The following is a 19,121-nucleotide window of genomic DNA, read 5'->3' on the forward strand; positions in this document are numbered from 1 at the left end:
AACTTTGAAAAAAATAAACACGCAACATAGAACGGATGAAGAAGAAATTATGGATGATTTTTCTCTGAAAGGAGAAGAATTGCGTGACGCATTGGATAAAATTGCCGTTATAAATCGATTGTTAGGAGGCAATACATTGACTTTAGAAGGTATTAGACAATTAGTAGCAAATACCAAAGAAAAACAAATAACAATTGTAGATGTAGGTTGTGGAAATGGTGATATGTTACGTGCTTTAGCCGATTTTGGTAAAAAAAACAAGTATACCTTTCATCTTATAGGCATAGATGCCAATGCATTTACGATTGAACATGCCAAGCATTTATCTACTGATTATCCTATGATTCAATATGAATGCTGGGATATTTTTCAGGATGCATTTAGCAAATTAAAATATGATATTATATTGTGTACCCTAACATTGCATCACTTTAAAAACAATCAGATCAATTATTTATTGCAGTTGTTTTATAGCAATGCAAAATTAGGAATTGTGATTAACGATTTGCATCGAAATATACTCGCATATCGATTATTTCAATTGGTGTGTTTTGTTTTCCAACTTAATAAAATGTCTCGTGAAGACGGATTAATCTCTATCTTAAGAGGCTTTAAAAAACAGGAATTAGTTGAGTTTTCTGAAAAAAATAATTTAAAAAACTATTCCATTCATTGGAAATGGGCTTTTCGTTACCAATGGATTATTCAAAAATAAAATAGAACAGAGACTCAATATAGATTCTCTATCTAAATAAAAAAATATGGCGGTAAAAATAGCAACAGTAACAACACAAGTCCCTGAATTTTCAAGAGAAACAGCAGAAATTCTTCCTTTTTTAGATGTATGGCTTGCCAATCAAGAGGATCGTTTCAAAAGAAAAGTGAAGAAAATTTTTGAAGGTGCTCAAGTTGATAAGCGGTACTCTATTATGAGTCCTGAAGAAGTGTTTTCACTCCAATCTTTTGAACAAAGAAACGCTATTTATGCGAGGGAAATGATTGTTTTAGGTGAAAAAGTACTTCAAAAAGCCTTAGAAAAAGCAAACTGGTCTGCGGAAAGCCTTGATTTTATTATTACGGTAAGTTGCACGGGTATCATGATTCCTTCTTTAGATGCGTATTTAATTAACAAACTAGGACTCAAACAAGATATTGTTCGCTTACCTGTAACTGAAATGGGTTGTGTAGGTGGCGTTTCTGGTATCATTTATGCTAAAAATTTTCTAAAAGCAAATCCTAATAAGCGTGCAGCCGTGATTGCGGTTGAAAGTCCTACGGCCACTTTTCAACTAGATGATTTTTCGATGTCCAATATCGTAAGTGCAGCTATTTTTGGAGATGGTGCTGCATGTGTTTTACTTTCTTCCTATGAAGAAGAAATAGGTCCGACCATTAGTGATGAAGCAATGTATCATTTTTATGATAACGAACATATGATGGGTTTTGAACTAACCAATTCGGGTTTAAAAATGATATTGGATATAGAAGTTCCTAATACAATTGAAGCGCATTTTCCCAAGATTATGCATCCCTTTTTAGAAAAAAATCAGTTGACTATTGCTGATATTGATCATTTAATATTTCATCCTGGTGGAAAAAAAATAGTTACCTTAGTAGAAGGTTTGTTTTCAGAATTAGGTAAGAATATAGATGATACGAAAGAAGTTTTACGATTGTATGGAAATATGTCAAGTGCGACTGTATTGTATGTATTAGAACGGATTATGAACAACCAACCCAAAATAGGTGAAAAAGGAGTAATGCTTAGTTTTGGTCCTGGTTTTACAGCCCAACGAGTTTTATTAGAATGGTAAGCAAACTAAAGTATATAATTAGAAATCAAAATGAATAAACAAGATATTCTAAACAAGTTGCCATATTCCAAACCATTTTTGTTTGTGGATGAAATTATTTCAATTACAGAAAATGGAGTAAAAGGTACCTTCATTTTTAATGAAAACTTGGATTTTTATAAAGGTCATTTTAAAAATAATCCAATCACGCCAGGAGTACTACTCATTGAAACTATGGCTCAAATCGGTTTAGTATGTTTAGGAATCTATTTAAGTGAGTCTGAAAAAAAAGAAAATATTGCTTTTACATCCTCTGAAATTGAGTTTTTAAAACCGGTATTTCCAAACGAAAAAGTAACGGTCATTTCAGAGAAACTATATTATCGTTTTGGAAAACTAAAATGTAAAGTAAAAATGATAAATGAAAATAAAGAAGCAATTTGCACAGGAACTTTAGCAGGAATGATAACTTAGGAAGTATACCTGTATAATTGGTTTAAAATTGTTTAAAGTTAATTTTTGAAATTGTAATTGTAATTGAAAAAAAGAGTTGTCATAACAGGTTTAGGTATTGTTGCTCCAAATGGTATTGGTTTGGAGGCTTTTACCCATGCTATTAAAAATGGAATTTCGGGTATCGAATTTCATCCTGAATTAGAACGCTTGAAATTTTCTTGTCAAATAGCGGGAACTCCAAAAATTTCAGAAGAAATCAAACGAAATTATTTCAGCGAATTAGAATTGCGTAGTTTCAACTCTAGTGGTATTTTATATGGTGTTATAGCTGCTCTAGACGCATGGAAAGATGCGGGTTTAACTTTGGAAAATAACGACCAACCCGATTGGGACAGTGGAACTATTTTTGGTTCAGGTACCTCAGGAATAGAAACCTTTAGAGAAGCCATTTATAAAATTGATGCTTTTCAAACCAGAAGGTTGGGAAGTACCGTTGTAGCGCAAACCATGGCAAGTGGTGTTTCCGCTTATATTGGAGGGAAATTAGGGTTAGGAAATCAGGTAAGCACCAATTCATCTGCTTGTACTACAGGAACAGAAAGTATATTACTCGGATTGGAACGCATTCAAAATGGAAAAGCTAAAAGAATGTTGGTAGGTAGTACTAGCGATTCTGGACCCTATATTTGGGGAGGGTTTGATGCCATGCGAGTGTGTACATTCAAACATAATAATGCTCCAGAAAATGGCTCAAGGCCAATGAGTGCTAGTGCATCTGGATTTGTACCTAGTAGTGGAGCAGGAGCCTTAGTTCTAGAAGAATTAGAAAGTGCTTTGGATAGAGGAGCCAAAATTTATGCAGAAATTAGTGGAGGCAATGTGAATTCGGGTGGCCAACGTGGTACAGGAACAATGACAGCACCCAACCCAATTGCAGTTCAAAAATGCATTAGAGCAGCTTTAGAAGATGCTGGAATTCACCCCAATGAAATTGATGCTATAAATGGTCACTTGACTGCCACATCAAAAGATGCTTTAGAAATTGAAAATTGGACCCAAGCCTTGCAGCGAAAGGGAATTCATTTTCCATACATAAATTCGCTTAAATCCATGATAGGCCATGGTTTATCTGCTTCTGGCAGCATGGAATCAGTGGCTACTGTACTTCAAATTTATTATGGGTTTATTTTTCCAAATATAAATTGTGAAGATGTGCATCCTAATATATTAGAATTAATTGATGAAAATACCATTCCGAAGCAAATGATTAAGAAATCCTTAAATGTAGTCGCAAAAGCTAGTTTTGGTTTTGGAGATGTAAACGGTTGTCTTATCTTTAAAAAATATTAAAAATCTAAAATAAACATGACAAAAGAAGCAATTATAGAAAAACTAAAGCCTATCGTACAACCTTTTGTAAAAAATGAAGAGGCATTTAAAAATCTTACGGATACTACCGATTTTATAACCGATTTAAACATCAATTCTGCAAATTTAGTAGATATTGTTCTAGATATTGAAGAAGCATTCCATATTGAAATTGATAATGAATCTATGGAAAAGATGCTCAATGTGGAAAATACAGTCGCGATAATCCAAAAAAAACTAGCAGCACAATAATGGGCAATGATATTGTTGATTTAGCATTGGCGAAAAGAGAAAGTAACTGGAAAAGAAAAGGCTACTTGAATAAGCTTTTTACTGAATTGGAACAAAACTATATTCGTACTGATAAAAATCAAGATATAATGGTTTGGATACTTTGGTCTTTGAAAGAAAGTACGTATAAAGCTTATCAAAGAATACAAATTAATAGAGGTTTTTATCCCCAAAAAATTAAGATTAAAAGTTTAGAAATTAAAGATGCTATAGCTATTTCAACACTTGAATTATTTGGAATGGATTTTTTTGGAAAAACAACGATTACAACTGACTGGATTCATTCAATCGTAACAACAAAATTTTCTCATTTAAATCAAATCACTGAAGTTACTCCTCAATGTATTAAGAAAGACAAAAATTCCTTACCTTACTGTGCCTTAACCAATCAAAGCATTTCGATTAGTCATCATGGTGCTTATCAAAAAATAATACAATTCAAACTATAAAATAAATAAGATGTCACAATCAAAAATTAAAAAATTAGGAGAATTAGCCTCAACAGCCATATGTGGAAACGATATTAGTTCTTCAGTATTGTATGTTTCCGCATTATCCATATTTTACGCAGGTCAATATGCATGGATAACCCTTTTGATAGTTGCTTTTGTTTTATTTTTATTTCGTAAAATATATGGAGAAGTTGTAGGTGCTTTACCTTTAAATGGAGGTGCTTATAATGCCTTATTAAATACAACTAGTAAACAATTAGCTTCAGTTGCTGCCACATTAACTTTGTTGTCTTATATGGCAACAGCTGTAATCTCTGCTAACGAAGCCATGCATTATTTACATCATTTAGTACCTCAAATGCCAATATTACTTGCAACCATAGTTTTATTAGCACTATTTGCAGCATTAGTTATAGGAGGAATTTCTGAATCGGCTAAAGTGGCAATCGGAATATTTCTTTTTCACTTAGCTTCATTATTAGTTCTTACCTTATTTATTTTATATTATTTCTTTTATAATGGTTTGGACCAATTTATTGAAAATTGGCATTTACCCACTCATGGAAGTATTGTAATGGCAATCTTCTTTGGCTTTTCTGCTTCTATGTTAGGTGTTTCAGGATTTGAAAGTTCTGCCAATTTTGTTGAAGAACAGAAAAAAGGAGTCTTTCCTAAAACCCTACGAAACATGTGGATTGTAGTCAGTATCATTAATCCATTAATGGCATTTTTTGCCCTAAGCATTTTTAATATGGAAATGTTGCAAAGTGATGCTTTTCAAAATACCTTATTAATTGAGATGGGACTTTTTGTAGGCGGAAAATGGGTGGCTATGTTAATTGCAATTGATGCAGTATTGGTATTAAGTGGAGCCGTTTTAACCAGTTATGTGGGTGTCTCTGGTTTATTAGAACGAATGACATTGGATCGAATTTTACCGAATATGCTTTTGAAGAAAAACAAAAGGGGAAGTTCGTACCGAATTATTGCCTTGTTTTTTATCTTAAGTGTTTCGGTTTTATTGATTACAAAAGGAAATGTAAAATTATTAGCTGGTGTTTATACCATATCTTTTTTATCTGTAATGGCTTTGTTTGGCTTTGGTAACATCTTATTAAAATTAAAAAGATCGAAATTACCAAGACCTGAAAAAGCAAGTTGGATAGCTGTAATTATTGCGATAACTGCTGTTTTAATAGCTTTAAGCGGAAACATTTTGATGGAACCTAAAGATGACTTACCAAGTAATGTGCAGGTGTTTTTACCTTATTTTATTATTACGATTGGTTTCATTGTGATGATGTTGAAACGCATTGTTATTTTAAAAGCAATTTTAAGTATTTTTAAATATTTCAATACAAAGATTATCAACTTAATTAATAGTATCATTATTCAAGAATTTGTTTTCTTTACCAAAAATGATGATTTGGAGCATTTAAATATTGTAATGTTATACATTAGAGAAAATGAACAAACCAAAAAGATAAAGATTGTTACAGTTGTTAAACCAAATGAAACGGCTTCTGAACGCTTAAAAAATGATATTGCTTTTTTAGATCGAGAATATCCTGAAATTAAAATTGATTTTATTGAAATTGAAGGAGAATTTGGTCCTAAACTAATCAATGAATTGTCTAAAAAATGGAAAATTCCTGTAAACTTCATGTTTATTGCCTCACCAAGCGATAAGTTTCCCTATAAAATTGAAGAATTAGGTGGTGTCCGATTGATTATGTAGATATTAAATTCCTAATTTTCTTTTTAGTTTTAAAAATAGCAAAGCAGTAATATAGGCATCACCAGTTGCTGTGTGTCTATCGGTTTTACGAATATTAAAAACAGAACAAAGTTCATCCAAAGAAGTGTGTTGTTCTTCTGGAAAATGTTTCCATTTTTGGTACATAATATCCGTATCCATATATTGATTTTTTAATCTGCCTGCATCCATTCTGTCCAGCGCTTCATTGATTATTTCAATATCAAAGGCAATATGATGACCAACAAGCGTTGCATTTTTTATAAAATTTAAAAATTGAATTACAGCTTCTTGTTCGCTTATTTTGGGAAGATTTCCTTCTTTCAAAATACCATGAATAGGCACTGTTGCTGCATTAAAAATTTCTTGCGAAATGAAAACCTGAAAATAATCATTCACCACGATTTGATTTCCAGTAATAGCAACAGCTCCAATCGATAAAATACGATCATTTTGTGTATCTAATCCTGTGGTTTCACTGTCAAAAACGACATATCTTCTCTCACTGTTTTTTTCTTCAAAGTAGGAGAGATACGTTTTCCAAAATGGAGGATATTCTTTAATTATATTTTTAAAAGGCCATTTCATATTACGTAAAATAAGTCAACTTAAAGCGATTTTTGATTACTTCCTGAATATCATTAATCGGTTGAAAATCATTTTTAAGTTTTACTTTATCTAATTTTGTTAACTCTTTTAAATTCAAATACCTACCATCTGAATTATGCTCTAAACCTTCTTCTGTTCTAAATTTTAATAACTCCAAAAACGCTTCTTCACAAGACTTGTAAATTACCGCATTTTGTGGTTCTATTTCCGCTAATTTGGCAAAGCGTAAGGCTGTATTATTAATATTTCGAATTCCCACACTTAAAATTAAAATACGCGCAGCATCTACTAATGGAAGCAATGCTCTTGATTTAATATCGAATGTATCTTTGTGTTCTCCATCATTTTCAACTAAAAATTGTCTAAAAAAGCCTAATGGTGCAGGATTTTCTAATGCATTGGCACCTAAATAGGCATAAAATAATTGGTTGTCATGTGTTTCTTTTAAAATGGTATTGGTAATTTCATGCATCAAATTTTCATCACCATACACAAAATCATAATCAAAAAAGATAGTACACATTAATATTCCTTTTTCACCAGGATGATGAATCCAACTATAAAATTGATTTTGCCATTCACTTACGGATTTACACCACAAGGGGTTACTTGCCATCATGTTAGCGGGACAAAATTCGTAACCAATGGTATTTAATTTTTTAGTTACAATATCTGCTAAGGCTATAAAATAATTTTTGACTTCATCATATTGTGCTTCACTAACGTCTTCAAAAACTAGGGCGTTATCTTGATCGGTTAATAATAATTGTTCTTTCCTTCCTTGACTTCCCACGTTCAACCAAGCAAAACGAGTAGGAGGTGGCGTTCCTAATTTTTCAATGGCTTGTTCAATGGCTCTTTTGGTAATGGCAATATTAATTTCGCCTACAATCGAACAAATATGATAGATAGGTATGTCTTTATCAATTGAATTTTGAATCAAATCGGTTACTTTCTCACGAATACTTTTTAAATCGTTTGTGTTTTGTGCTCGTCTTGTTTGACGCAATAAAACGCCAGGATTATTAGCTTGTGCCACTACAATATCGTGTTCTGAAATAATACCTTTTATTTCAGAAAGATTGGTTCCATCTTTAGTAACACATAAATGCGCTACATTATGTTTTAGCATCATCATTTGAGCTTCAACCACAGAAATATTTTCCGCTACAGTGATTACAGGGGAAGACATGATTTTATCAATTGTAATATCAATGGGATGTAAACCAGTGGCAATTTTGGAGCGCAAATCTTTATCCGTTAAAATTCCAACGGGCAGCTTATTTTCATGAATAATAATACTACCAATTTTTTTACTGGTCATCGTTTGAGCCACTTGTCTCACAATATCTAAGGTTGAAGCAGTAACCGGATTTTTAGTATAATGGATGGGTTGATAATATTGAATTTCATTAGAAGTATCATCATAAATTACGTTTTCAGAAAGTAATTTTCCTTTATTTTTTTTATCCAAAGGATTTCTTGTATTTGATGCAAAACTTTGCAATAAAAATTCTAAAACACTTGCATTTTTAATGACAATTGGCTTAAAAACAGCAATAGGAATAGCATATATGATTGATTCTTCTCGAGCCTTAGCATTCATCAAATAATTGTCTTTGGCAAAAAAAGGTCGAAGGCCTAATATATCACCTTCATCACATTTATCAATTAAAACATCATCCGAATCTGATGTAATACTTAATCCAATAGCACCAGAAGCAACTACATAAAAGAAATCATGTGTTTCGTCATTTACTTTAAATAAATAATCATTTTTTTCAAGATATAGAACACTTATACTTTGTGCTATTGTAAATAAATTTTCATCATCTATACTTTTAAAAGGGTGAAACTTTTTTAAAAAATCATGAATTCTTTCTGCAATTGCATTTTTCATATACTTAAGACTCTCAATTGAACATTTAAATATAATAGATTTTTATATATAATAGCGTTTAAAAAAAGATATTTTTCTGATATCAGAAAAATATTTAATCAAGAGATTATCTCTTGAATTATATAGCAAAAAAACACCCTTTATTTTATGACATCTGTTAAAAAATGTGATTATTTTTTCAAAAAATTATTTTTATTAAAAAAAAATAGTACTTTTACGTAATCGATTACGAAAATATTTTAGATAATGATTACAACAGATTTTAGATATGCCTGTCATCCAAATGATGCTAGAAAATATGATACCGATGAAATAAGAAAACAATTCTTAATTGAAAACCTTTTTCTACCCGATAAAATACAATTAACATACTCCATGTATGATAGATATATTGTAGGAGGAATTATGCCAGTAAAAGAAAGCTTACATTTGCAAAGTATTCCGTATTTAAAATCTGAAAACTTTTTGGATAGAAGAGAATTAGGCATCATCAACGTAGGAGGAAAAGGTAAAGTTACGGTAGATGGAGAAGTATATGAATTAAATAAAAAAGAAGCTTTATATATTGGATCTGGAGCAATTTCTGTTTTGTTTTCAAGTATTGATAAAAATCCTGCCTTGTTTTATATTAATTCTGCACCAGCTCATAAACATTTTCCAACTAAAAAGGTTACCAAAGAAAATGCAGAAATTGTACATTTAGGTGAAGAAAAATATTCGAATAAAAGAATCATTAATAAACTGTTAGTGAATAGTGTAGTTGAGACTTGTCAATTGCAAATGGGTTTAACGGAACTTTTGCCAGGTAATGTTTGGAATACCATGCCAGCACATACTCATAATAGAAGAATGGAAGCCTATTTCTATTTTGATTTAGAAGATGGACAAACCATAGCTCATTTTATGGGTGAACCCGAACATACCAGACATCTATTTTTACAAAATAACCAAGCTGTTTTATCTCCAGAATGGTCAATTCATTCAGGATCTGGAACCTCTAATTATTCCTTTATTTGGGGAATGGCTGGCGAAAATTTAGATTATGGAGATATGGATATTGTAGCACCTAACCAATTAAAATAAGATGAATTTATTTGATTTAAAAGGAAAAAGAGCTTTAATAACAGGTGGAACCCATGGCTTAGGTATGGCTATGGCGGAAGGATTAGCAAACGCTGGAGCTGAATTAATAATTACGGGTACTACACCTGCAAAAATGGAAGAAGCTTTAAATTATTATAAAGGTAAAGGATATACCGCTTCCGGTTATTTGTTTGATGTTACCAATGAATTAGATGCTGCCAAATATTTTTCAATAATTACGAAAGAAATAGGAGACATACACATCTTGGTTAATAATGCAGGAATTATAAAAAGAGAATTAGCAGTTAGTATGCCGGTATCCGATTTTAGAAAAGTAATTGATGTGGATTTAGTTGGTCCCTTTATAATGTCTCAATTAGTAGCGAAACAAATGATTGAAAGAAGAGAAGGTAAAATTATTAATATCTGTTCCATGATGAGTGAACTAGGTCGCAATACGGTTTCAGCTTATGCAGCGGCAAAGGGTGGTTTAAAAATGCTTACAAAGAATTTGGCCACAGAATGGGCAAAATATAATATACAAGTTAATGGAATAGGACCTGGATATTTTGCTACCTCACAAACGGAACCAATTCGTGTAGATGGACATCCTTTTAATGATTTCATAATTAATAGAACGCCTGCAGCTAGATGGGGAAATCCTGATGATTTAGCTGGAACAGTCATTTTTTTAGCCTCTAAAGCAAGTGATTTTGTAAATGGTCAAATTATATATGTTGATGGTGGCATATTGGCTACTATTGGTAAACCTTCTAACGAAGACTAATTTTATTAAAATGAGTAAGCACTTTATACACGATAATTTTCTATTAGAAAATAAATATGCAGAAGAATTGTATCATAACTATTCTAAAAACCAACCTATTATAGATTATCACAATCATTTATCTCCTCAATTAATTGCAGAGAATCATGTTTTTGAAAATATAACTAAAGTTTGGATTAATGGAGATCATTATAAATGGAGAGCCATGCGTACTTTAGGAATTAATGAACAATTTATAACAGGTAATGCTACCGATAGAGAGAAATTTCAACAATGGGGAAAAACCGTTCCTTATACTATGCGAAATCCTTTGTATCATTGGACACATTTAGAATTAGCGCGCTATTTTGACATCTACGAATTATTAAATGAAAAAACGGCTAATGCTATCTATGATGTAGCAACTGAAAAAATAAAAACAAATGCTTTTAGTACTCAAAACTTACTACGAAAAGTAAATGCAGAGTTCGTATGTACTACAGAAGACCCAATTGATAACTTAAAGTATCATAAGCAAATAGCAAAAAGTAATTTTGAAATAAAAGTAAGTACCGCATTTAGACCTGATAAAGCTATTTTAATATCTAATGAAGGTTATAACGATTACTTAGATACTTTGGCTACCGTTTCAGGAATAGAAATTAATTCGTACACCAACTTATGTGAAGCGCTTCTAAAAAGGATGCATTATTTTAATGAAAATGGCTGTAGACTTTCTGATCATGGTTTAGAACATATTTATTTTGAAAATTTTACAGAAAATGAGATTGATTCTATCTTTAAAAGAAAGCGTCAAAATGGAGTATTAAACCAAGAGGAAATTTTAAAGTTTCAAAGTGCTATTTTATTATTTCTTTCAGAATCTTATCATGAATTAGGTTGGGTTCAGCAATTTCATTTGGGTGCTTTGCGAAATAATAATGCGCGCATGCACCACATTTTAGGACCAGATACCGGTTGGGATTCCATTGGGGATTATGCACAAGCTCAAAAATTATCAGCTTTTTTAAATGCTTTAGATAGTAATGATAAATTGACAAAAACAATTATTTATAATTTAAATCCCTCTGATAATGAAGTAATGGCGACAATGATTGGTAATTTTAATGATGGAAGTATAAAAGGGAAAGTGCAATTTGGGTCTGGATGGTGGTTTCTAGATCAAAAAGACGGAATGACCAAACAATTGAATGCATTATCCAACATGGGTTTAATTAGTTGTTTTATAGGGATGTTAACCGATTCTAGAAGTTTCTTATCTTTCCCTAGACATGAATATTTTAGAAGAATTTTATGTAATCTTTTAGGAGATGAAATTCAAAGAGGCGAATTGCCAAATGAAATGGAATGGATTGGTAAAATGGTAGCCGATATTAGTTATCATAATGCCAAAGAATATTTTAATTTTTAAAAGCATGTCAAGAACAACACTATTTTTTAATGATGATAGTATTAGTTGGGAATATGTAACCGATAAAATCCAAAGAAAAATAATGGGTTTTGATGAAACTATGATGATGGTTAAAGTTCAATTTGAAACAGGAGGGATTGGAACCTTACATTCTCATGAACATACACAAATTACCTACATAACAGAAGGGGTTTTTGAAGTGATTATTGAAAATGAAACCAAAACCCTACAAGGTGGTGATTCATTTTTTATTCCATCCAATGTTAGGCATGGCGTGATTTGTAAAAAAGCAGGAATTTTAATTGATGTTTTTCACCCTATGAGAAACGATTTTATTACTAATGAAACATAGAAATGAATACAGTAGTTAGTTTTGGAGAAATAATGTTGCGTTTGTCAACTGAAAGGCATTTGCGATTCAGCCAGTCAAAAAGTTTTGCAGCGTCTTATGGTGGTGGTGAATTTAATGTCGCTGTTTCGTTAGCGAATTATGGCATTGAGTCAGAATTTGTAACGCGCATACCTGACAATGAAATAGGGCATTGTGCCTTAAAAGAAATGCGTAAAATGAATGTTACTTCTGAAAATGTTCTTTTTGGAGGTGATCGATTAGGTATTTATTTTTTAGAAACTGGAGCAGGAAATAGAGGCAGTAATGTCGTTTATGATAGAGCTAATAGTGCAATTGCAACCATACAACCTGGAACTTTTGATTGGGAAAAAATTCTAAAAGGTAAAACATGGTTTCATTGGAGTGGCATTACTCCCGCAATTTCACAAAATGCTGCTGACGAGTGTTTGCTAGCTATTAAAACGGCTCATAAATTAGGTCTAACCATTTCATGTGACTTAAATTATCGCTCTAAACTATGGAAATATGGTAAAACTCCTGCTGATATTATGCCTGAATTACTTCAATATTGTCATGTGATTTTAGGAGATATAGATACGGCTTATTTTATGCTGGGAAAAGAAAAAGTAGCTCCTAATTACACAGATGAAAATGCATTACCTAGTTTGTATGAAAAGCTTTTTGATCATTGTACGAATTTAAAAATAGCGGCTACCACCTTACGTTATTCCATTAACGCATCTCATCAAAAAATTGGAGGTATTTTATATGATGGGGAAAAAATTTATAAAGCAGCAGTTAAAGAAGTTACACCAGTTGTCGATAGAGTAGGTACGGGTGATGCCTTTATGGGAGGATTAATTTATGGGTTATTAAATCCATCCTTTGAGAATCAAAAAACATTAGAATTTGCAGTTGCTGCTTGCTGTTTAAAACATACTATTGTGGGGGATTATAATTTAGCTACTTTAGAAGAAATTGAGCATATTATTGAAGGAGATGGTTCTGCAAAAGTATCTCGTTAAATAGCTTAAATTTAAAAAGATGATTACATTAAAGAAAATATCGCATTTAACAGGTTTTTCCATTTCAACGGTTTCTAAAGCCTTGAATGATAAGGATGATATCAATCACGATACCAAAAAAATAATTCAAGATTATGCTTGTAAAATCAATTATAAGCCTAATAAAAACGCTCTGGCGCTTCGAGGTTGTAAATCCTATATTGTAGCGGTTATTGTACCGAAAATAAATGACTCCATTTATAGTGATATTCTTTGTGAATTAGAATTAAGTGCTACAAAATTCGGATATCGAATCATGTTATTTCAATCTTTCGAAGAAATTAATAAAGTGACCGAATATTTGTACGATGTAAATGATGGGAGTGTGGATGCGGCAATCGTTTTTTCAGAATTTGACGAAAAAATTATCCGTTACAAACATGCTCCAAATAAAAATATTCCTGTTGCATGTATACAAATTCAAAAAGAAGAAAGTAATAGAGTTTCTAAAAACTATTGCTTATCCATTTTCGAAAATTTATTAAAAAATATAAAATAGTTATGGCTCAATTTACTCGTATTGAAGTATTTCAGAAAATGAAAGAAACGGGCTTAGTACCATTGTACTATAACGCGGACATTGAAATTTGTAAAAAAGTAATAAAAGCTTGCTATGATGGTGGTGCGCGCTTATTTGAATTTACCTCAAGAGGTGATTTTGCACATCACGTTTTTACAGACTTAATGCATTATACCACAAAAGAATTACCCGGAATGATTTTGGGTGTAGGCTCAGTAACAGATGCAGCAGCAGCATCTTTATATATGCTATTGGGAGCCAATTTTATTGTAACTCCTGTTTTAAGAGAAGATATTGCAATTGTTTGTAACCGAAGAAAAGTGTTATGGTCACCAGGTTGTGGCTCTTTAACAGAAATAGCCAAAGCAGAAGAACTAGGTTGTGAAATTGTAAAACTATTTCCAGGTGATATCTACGGTCCAAATTTTGTTAAAAGCGCTTTGGCACCGCAGCCATGGACTGCTATTATGCCTACTGGTGGAGTTTCTCCAAATGAAAAAAATCTAAGCAGCTGGTTTCAAGCAGGAGTAACATGTGTTGGAATGGGTTCACAATTAATTTCTCACGAAATTATTAAGAATCAAGAGTATATTGTACTTACCAATCAAGTAAAAAATACTTTGGCCATTATTCAAAAAATAAGAAAATAATACAATCTATTAAAAAATAGAGCTAAATACAAAATAGTATGAGTGAAATAACTCCAAAAAAGACCAGTCATTTTAGATGGACCATTTGCGGACTTCTATTCATTGCAACAACAATTAACTACTTGGACCGACAAGTGCTTTCCTTAACTTGGAAAGATTATATCGCTCCCGAATTTCATTGGACAAATAACGACTACGGAAATATAACTGCTTTATTTTCAATATTTTATGCAATATCTTTATTGTTTGCTGGACGATTTGTAGATGTTATGGATACCAAAAAAGGCTTTTTATGGGCTATAGGTGTTTGGTCTGTAGGAGCTTGTTTACATGCATTTGCTGGTATTGCAACTTCAGGATACATTACGGGAAGCTGGTTTGTTGGTTTTCAAGAAGCAAAAGATACTATTGAAACTATTAACAATACTGGTTTGGTAATATCTGTCAGTGTTACATTATTCATATTTGCTCGCTTTGTACTTGCTTTAGGGGAAGCGGGTAATTTTCCTGCTGCTATTAAAACAACAGCCGAATATTTTCCAAAGAAAGATAGAGCTTTTTCTACGAGTATTTTTAATGCAGGTGCAACAGTTGGTGCTTTAATGGCTCCATTAACTATTCCTTTCATAGCTGATGCATATGGTTGGGAAATGGCTTTTATTATTATTGGGGCTTTAGGATTTGTTTGGATGGGATTTTGGATATTTATTTACGAAAAACCTGAAAAACATCCACGTGTTAGTCCTGCTGAATTAGCATACATACAACAAGATACTATTTCCGACAGTAAAATCGAAGGATATGTTCCAGAATCTTCTAAAAAACCATCTTTATTAGAATGTTTTAAATACAAACAAACTTGGGCATTTGCTTTTGGAAAATTTATGACCGACGGCGTTTGGTGGTTTTTCTTATTTTGGACCCCAGCTTATTTGAGTTCTGTATATCAAATGGACGCAACACAAGCAGCACTTCCATTGTTTGTTTTATATATGATTACGTTAATTTCAATTGTTGGAGGTTGGTTACCAACGTATTTTGTGGATAAAAAAGGAATGAATCCATATGAAGGAAGGATGAAAGCCATGTTAATTTTTGCTTTTTTCCCACTATTAGCATTAGTAGCGCAACCTTTAGGTCATTATACCTATTGGATTCCAGTAATTATAATTGGTATTGCTGGAGCAGCACATCAAGCATGGTCAGCCAATATTTTTACAACTGTAGGCGATATGTTTCCTAAAAAAGCCATCGCAACTGTAACTGGAATTGGAGGTCTGGCAGGTGGATTAGGTTCTACGTTAATCAATAAAGGATCAGGAGTATTATTTGATTTTAGCGAAAATACAAACATGGTATTCCTTGGATTTAAAGGCATTGAAGCTGGATATTTCATTATTTTTTCTATCTGTGCTGTATGTTATCTAATTGGTTGGATAGTAATGAAAACTTTGGTTCCAAAATACAGTCCGATTACTAATTTATAAATGAACCCGTAATTACTTTATAAATAAAAAGTAAATTTTAAAGAAATGGAAAATACAATAAAACAAAAATTAAATAGGGTAAGTATACAAGAACCTGTTTCTTTTCCTATCAAAGTGGTACAGTTTGGTGAAGGTAATTTCTTAAGAGCCTTTGTAGACTATGCTTTTCAAAGATTGAATACGGAACTCAATTTTAATGCTGGTATTGCTGTAGTACAGCCCCTTGCAGGTGGTGTAGTTCATATGCTAAATGATCAAGATGGATTATATACTTTATTCATGAATGGTGTAAAAAAAGGGGAGAAAATTCAAGATATTGCCTTAATTAAAAATGTAGTAAAAGGGATTAATCCTTACACCGAATTTAAAAGTTTTATAGCTTTAGCTAAAGAAGAGGAGTTGCAATTTATAATTTCAAACACTACTGAAGCAGGAATCGAATTTGTAGCTACCGATTTACCAACTATGGAACCTCCAGCTTCATTTCCTGCTAAATTAGCCATTTTATTGCACGAAAGATTCCAACATTTCAAAGGTGATTTTAGCAAAGGTGTAACCATTATACCTTGTGAATTAATAAATTATAATGCAGCTACTTTAAAGAATATTTTATTACAGTATTGTGATTTATGGAATTTGGATAACACATTCAAAACATGGTTATTAGAAGCTTGTACCTATCACAATACTTTAGTTGATAGAATTGTACCCGGTTATCCAAAAAATGAAATAGAAGAATACGATAATAAACTAAATTATTCCGATAATTTAATTGTTACAGCAGAACCTTTCTTTCTTTGGGTAATTGAAGGAGATGAAGCTTTAAAACAAAAGTTGCCCTTTCATAAAACCGATTTGAATGTGAAAATTGTGGAGGACATGCAAGATTTTAGAACTTTAAAAGTTCGCATTTTAAATGGAGCACATACAGCCATGGTACCGTTCTCTATTTTATATGGAAATCAAACGGTAAGAGAAACAGTAGACGGTACATTTACAGGAAACTTTGTAGATTCAGTACTTCACGAAATTAACAGTACGCTTGACATGAATCCTACAGAGATTACGAATTATGTAGAAGAGGTGATGGATCGTTTTAGAAATCCATTTATCATTCATAAATTATCGGATATTGCTTTAAATACGGTTTCAAAATTTAAAGTAAGAGTATTGCCAAGTCTATTAACGTACGTTACCAATACTCAAGAATTACCTTTACATCTCACTTTTTCATTGGCTTGTTTAATCCAATTCTATAAGGGCGATTGGAATGGAAAAGCTTTGCCAATTAATGATAACGCTGAAATCATATCTTTTTTTAATAAGCTTTGGAAAACCAATGACTTACCTAAAATTGTCAATTCAACTTTAGAAAATAAAGATTTTTGGGAATGCAATTTACTAGAAGTAAAAGGATTAGCTGAAGCTGTTGTAACAGCTCTATCTGAAATTGAAACCAATGGAATTGATATTGGTTTTGAAAATTTTAAAATGAAATTCAATTCTTAAGAAGGTAATCATGCAAAAGCAATTAATAAAAGTACATCCTTCAGACAATGTGATTGTAGCACTAGTTGATTTAAATGAAGGTGAAAAAGTAACTTTTGAAGGCACTACAATTACGATTACAAAATCGGTCAAAGCAAAACATAAAATTGCGGCTCAAGATTTTGAAAAAGGAGATCGAATAGTTATGTATGGAGTATTAGTAGGTAAAGCCAATACTACTATTGAAAAAGGGGAAGTACTAACTACGATTAATGTTACACATCAAAGTGAAAAAGTATTCGAAAAAACAGGTTCTATTTCTTGGGTTGCTCCAAATGTTGAAAAATGGAAAGATAAAACCTTTCTAGGATATCATAGGGAAGATGGGCAAGTGGGAACAGAAAACGTTTGGCTGTTTTTTCCTTTGGTATTTTGCGAGAATAGAAACATTGAAATTCTAAAAGAAATATTCGAAAAAGAGCTTTTAAAACATAAAGTTAATAAACATCAAATGTTATTGCGTTCTTTAGTAAATAGCGGTGCATCTGCTGATGAAGAAACGGTTTCTGAGAATGTTTTTGAAAATATTGATGTTAAATTTATTACACATCAAGGAGGCTGTGGAGGTATAAGACAAGATTCAGAATTATTAGCAAAGTTATTGGCTGGATATGTTAATAATCCTAATGTTGCAGGTGCAACGGTATTGAGCTTAGGTTGTCAAAATTTGCAAATTGAAATTTTTAAACAAGCGTTACAAACCATTAATCCTAACTCTAAGAAACCTATTATTATTTATGAACAACAAAAAATGGGTACCGTTGATGAAATGTTATCAGCTATAATTAAAGATTCCTTTGAAGCTATTAAGGAAGCCAATAAAATACAACGAAAACCCGCTCCTTTATCTAAACTGAGAGTTGGTTTAGAATGTGGTGGTTCTGATGGTTTTTCTGGTATTTCTGCAAATCCTACTTTGGGTCATGTATCAGATTTATTAGCAGCTTTAGGAGGGACTGCTATTTTATCGGAATTTCCAGAATTATGTGGGGTTGAACAAGAATTAGTAAACCGTTGTGTAAACGAAGAAAAAGGAGAAAAATTTTTAGCTTTAATGAAAGCCTTTGAAAAAACGGTTGTTGATGCCGGTTCTGGTTTTGATATGAATCCTTCACCTGGAAATATCAAAGACGGTTTAATTACAGACGCTATGAAATCGGCAGGAGCAGCAAAAAAAGGAGGAACTTCACCAGTTTGTGATGTTTTAGATTATGGAGAATATGTATCCACTACAGGTTTAAATTTGCTAAATACACCAGGAAATGACGTAGAAAGTACAACAGCTATGGTGGGTTCTGGAGCTACTTTAGTTTTGTTTACTACAGGTTTGGGAACACCAACTGGGAACCCAATTGCACCTATAATTAAAGTTTCATCCAACTCAGAATTAGCTCAAAAAATGCCTGATATTATTGATATCGATACAGGTGCAATTATTAGAGGAGAAAAGACAATTGAAGAAATGGGAGAGGAGATGCTTCATTTTATTATTGATGTCGCAAGTGGTAAAACTATAACAAAAGCAAAACTTTTAAATCAAAATGATTTTATTCCTTGGAAAAGAGGAGTTTCCTTATAGGTAAAAAAAGCCGTT

At 32.0% G+C, this 19,121-nt stretch carries 19 protein-coding genes; 17 read left to right on the forward strand and 2 right to left on the reverse strand.

Annotated features, from left to right (window positions below; all coding sequences use genetic code 11):
* Nucleotides 1-4: 4 nt before the first annotated feature.
* The 7 genes from FHG05_RS03620 (at nt 5) to FHG05_RS03650 (ending at nt 6,098) form a co-directional block, all read left to right on the forward strand.
* Entirely contained in the window at nt 5-715 is a 711-nt protein-coding gene (locus FHG05_RS03620) for a methyltransferase domain-containing protein (RefSeq protein WP_232338045.1), read from the forward strand.
* 46 nt (nt 716-761) lie between these two features.
* Entirely contained in the window at nt 762-1,814 is a 1,053-nt protein-coding gene (locus FHG05_RS03625; protein WP_140996653.1) for a type III polyketide synthase, read from the forward strand.
* A gap of 30 nt (nt 1,815-1,844) precedes the next feature.
* Entirely contained in the window at nt 1,845-2,267 is a 423-nt protein-coding gene (locus FHG05_RS03630) for a 3-hydroxyacyl-ACP dehydratase FabZ family protein (protein WP_140996654.1), read from the forward strand.
* A gap of 63 nt (nt 2,268-2,330) precedes the next feature.
* A complete protein-coding gene (locus FHG05_RS03635) occupies nt 2,331-3,599 on the forward strand; it encodes a beta-ketoacyl-[acyl-carrier-protein] synthase family protein (RefSeq protein WP_140996655.1) in 1,269 nt (422 codons plus the stop codon).
* Nucleotides 3,600-3,614: 15 nt separating this feature from the next.
* The gene (locus FHG05_RS03640; protein ID WP_140996656.1) at nt 3,615-3,869 is read left to right on the forward strand and encodes an acyl carrier protein; all 255 of its coding nucleotides are present in this window, start codon (nt 3,615-3,617) and stop codon (nt 3,867-3,869) included.
* A complete protein-coding gene (locus tag FHG05_RS03645; protein WP_157504165.1) occupies nt 3,869-4,357 on the forward strand; it encodes a 4'-phosphopantetheinyl transferase family protein in 489 nt (162 codons plus the stop codon). Before FHG05_RS03640 ends, FHG05_RS03645 begins: the two co-directional genes overlap by 1 nt.
* 10 nt (nt 4,358-4,367) lie before the next feature.
* Entirely contained in the window at nt 4,368-6,098 is a 1,731-nt protein-coding gene (locus FHG05_RS03650; RefSeq protein WP_140996658.1) for an APC family permease, read from the forward strand.
* A gap of 3 nt (nt 6,099-6,101) precedes the next feature.
* Here FHG05_RS03650 and FHG05_RS03655 read toward each other — a convergent pair whose 3' ends face one another.
* Together FHG05_RS03655 and FHG05_RS03660 are read right to left on the reverse strand one after the other, a co-directional pair.
* Nucleotides 6,102-6,704 carry a 3'-5' exonuclease gene (locus tag FHG05_RS03655; protein ID WP_140996659.1) on the reverse strand — a complete coding sequence of 201 codons (603 nt, stop codon included), beginning with the start codon at nt 6,702-6,704 and terminating at the stop codon, nt 6,102-6,104.
* A gap of 1 nt (nt 6,705) precedes the next feature.
* On the reverse strand, nt 6,706-8,625 hold the full coding sequence (locus FHG05_RS03660) for a DUF294 nucleotidyltransferase-like domain-containing protein (protein ID WP_140996660.1): 1,920 nt from the start codon (nt 8,623-8,625) through the stop codon (nt 6,706-6,708).
* A 246-nt stretch (nt 8,626-8,871) separates the two neighbouring features.
* Between FHG05_RS03660 and kduI the strand changes: the two genes are divergently transcribed.
* Genes kduI through FHG05_RS03710 form a run of 10 tightly spaced genes read left to right on the forward strand, consistent with a single transcriptional unit; the run spans nt 8,872 to nt 19,106 of the window.
* A complete protein-coding gene (kduI, locus tag FHG05_RS03665) occupies nt 8,872-9,708 on the forward strand; it encodes a 5-dehydro-4-deoxy-D-glucuronate isomerase (protein ID WP_140996661.1) in 837 nt (278 codons plus the stop codon).
* A 1-nt stretch (nt 9,709) separates the two neighbouring features.
* Nucleotides 9,710-10,495, forward strand: coding sequence for a gluconate 5-dehydrogenase (locus FHG05_RS03670; RefSeq protein ID WP_140996662.1), 786 nt, complete (start codon nt 9,710-9,712; stop codon nt 10,493-10,495).
* 10 nt (nt 10,496-10,505) lie between these two features.
* Entirely contained in the window at nt 10,506-11,906 is a 1,401-nt protein-coding gene (uxaC, locus tag FHG05_RS03675; protein ID WP_140996663.1) for a glucuronate isomerase, read from the forward strand.
* A gap of 4 nt (nt 11,907-11,910) precedes the next feature.
* A complete protein-coding gene (locus FHG05_RS03680; RefSeq protein ID WP_140996664.1) occupies nt 11,911-12,258 on the forward strand; it encodes a cupin domain-containing protein in 348 nt (115 codons plus the stop codon).
* 2 nt (nt 12,259-12,260) lie between these two features.
* The gene (locus FHG05_RS03685) at nt 12,261-13,283 is read left to right on the forward strand and encodes a sugar kinase (protein WP_140996665.1); all 1,023 of its coding nucleotides are present in this window, start codon (nt 12,261-12,263) and stop codon (nt 13,281-13,283) included.
* A 19-nt stretch (nt 13,284-13,302) separates the two neighbouring features.
* The gene (locus tag FHG05_RS03690; RefSeq protein ID WP_140996666.1) at nt 13,303-13,821 is read left to right on the forward strand and encodes a LacI family DNA-binding transcriptional regulator; all 519 of its coding nucleotides are present in this window, start codon (nt 13,303-13,305) and stop codon (nt 13,819-13,821) included.
* A 2-nt stretch (nt 13,822-13,823) separates the two neighbouring features.
* Entirely contained in the window at nt 13,824-14,492 is a 669-nt protein-coding gene (locus tag FHG05_RS03695) for a bifunctional 4-hydroxy-2-oxoglutarate aldolase/2-dehydro-3-deoxy-phosphogluconate aldolase (RefSeq protein ID WP_140996667.1), read from the forward strand.
* Between the two features lie 38 nt (nt 14,493-14,530).
* Complete coding sequence (locus FHG05_RS03700) at nt 14,531-15,979, forward strand: MFS transporter (RefSeq protein WP_140996668.1); 1,449 nt, start codon at nt 14,531-14,533, stop codon at nt 15,977-15,979.
* Between the two features lie 45 nt (nt 15,980-16,024).
* On the forward strand, nt 16,025-17,488 hold the full coding sequence (locus FHG05_RS03705) for a tagaturonate reductase (protein ID WP_140996669.1): 1,464 nt from the start codon (nt 16,025-16,027) through the stop codon (nt 17,486-17,488).
* A 10-nt stretch (nt 17,489-17,498) separates the two neighbouring features.
* On the forward strand, nt 17,499-19,106 hold the full coding sequence (locus tag FHG05_RS03710) for a UxaA family hydrolase (protein WP_140996670.1): 1,608 nt from the start codon (nt 17,499-17,501) through the stop codon (nt 19,104-19,106).
* Nucleotides 19,107-19,121 lie beyond the last annotated feature (15 nt).

Source organism: Flavobacterium profundi (genome assembly GCF_006491645.1).
GTDB classification, from domain to species: domain Bacteria; phylum Bacteroidota; class Bacteroidia; order Flavobacteriales; family Flavobacteriaceae; genus Flavobacterium; species Flavobacterium profundi.

What these genes read in the sequence shown, in the direction of transcription:
- FHG05_RS03705 (WP_140996669.1), top strand. Translation starts at nt 16,025, where the DNA reads ATGGAAAATACAATAAAACAAAAATTAAATAGGGTAAGTATACAAGAA.
- FHG05_RS03710 (WP_140996670.1), top strand. Translation starts at nt 17,499, where the DNA reads ATGCAAAAGCAATTAATAAAAGTACATCCTTCAGACAATGTGATTGTA.
- FHG05_RS03700 (WP_140996668.1), top strand. Translation starts at nt 14,531, where the DNA reads ATGAGTGAAATAACTCCAAAAAAGACCAGTCATTTTAGATGGACCATT.
- uxaC (WP_140996663.1), top strand. Translation starts at nt 10,506, where the DNA reads ATGAGTAAGCACTTTATACACGATAATTTTCTATTAGAAAATAAATAT.
- FHG05_RS03695 (WP_140996667.1), top strand. Translation starts at nt 13,824, where the DNA reads ATGGCTCAATTTACTCGTATTGAAGTATTTCAGAAAATGAAAGAAACG.
- FHG05_RS03655 (WP_140996659.1), bottom strand. Translation starts at nt 6,704, where the DNA reads ATGAAATGGCCTTTTAAAAATATAATTAAAGAATATCCTCCATTTTGG.
- FHG05_RS03690 (WP_140996666.1), top strand. Translation starts at nt 13,303, where the DNA reads ATGATTACATTAAAGAAAATATCGCATTTAACAGGTTTTTCCATTTCA.
- FHG05_RS03625 (WP_140996653.1), top strand. Translation starts at nt 762, where the DNA reads ATGGCGGTAAAAATAGCAACAGTAACAACACAAGTCCCTGAATTTTCA.
- FHG05_RS03645 (WP_157504165.1), top strand. Translation starts at nt 3,869, where the DNA reads ATGGGCAATGATATTGTTGATTTAGCATTGGCGAAAAGAGAAAGTAAC.
- FHG05_RS03660 (WP_140996660.1), bottom strand. Translation starts at nt 8,625, where the DNA reads ATGAAAAATGCAATTGCAGAAAGAATTCATGATTTTTTAAAAAAGTTT.
- FHG05_RS03680 (WP_140996664.1), top strand. Translation starts at nt 11,911, where the DNA reads ATGTCAAGAACAACACTATTTTTTAATGATGATAGTATTAGTTGGGAA.
- FHG05_RS03685 (WP_140996665.1), top strand. Translation starts at nt 12,261, where the DNA reads ATGAATACAGTAGTTAGTTTTGGAGAAATAATGTTGCGTTTGTCAACT.
- FHG05_RS03670 (WP_140996662.1), top strand. Translation starts at nt 9,710, where the DNA reads ATGAATTTATTTGATTTAAAAGGAAAAAGAGCTTTAATAACAGGTGGA.
- kduI (WP_140996661.1), top strand. Translation starts at nt 8,872, where the DNA reads ATGATTACAACAGATTTTAGATATGCCTGTCATCCAAATGATGCTAGA.
- FHG05_RS03630 (WP_140996654.1), top strand. Translation starts at nt 1,845, where the DNA reads ATGAATAAACAAGATATTCTAAACAAGTTGCCATATTCCAAACCATTT.
- FHG05_RS03640 (WP_140996656.1), top strand. Translation starts at nt 3,615, where the DNA reads ATGACAAAAGAAGCAATTATAGAAAAACTAAAGCCTATCGTACAACCT.
- FHG05_RS03650 (WP_140996658.1), top strand. Translation starts at nt 4,368, where the DNA reads ATGTCACAATCAAAAATTAAAAAATTAGGAGAATTAGCCTCAACAGCC.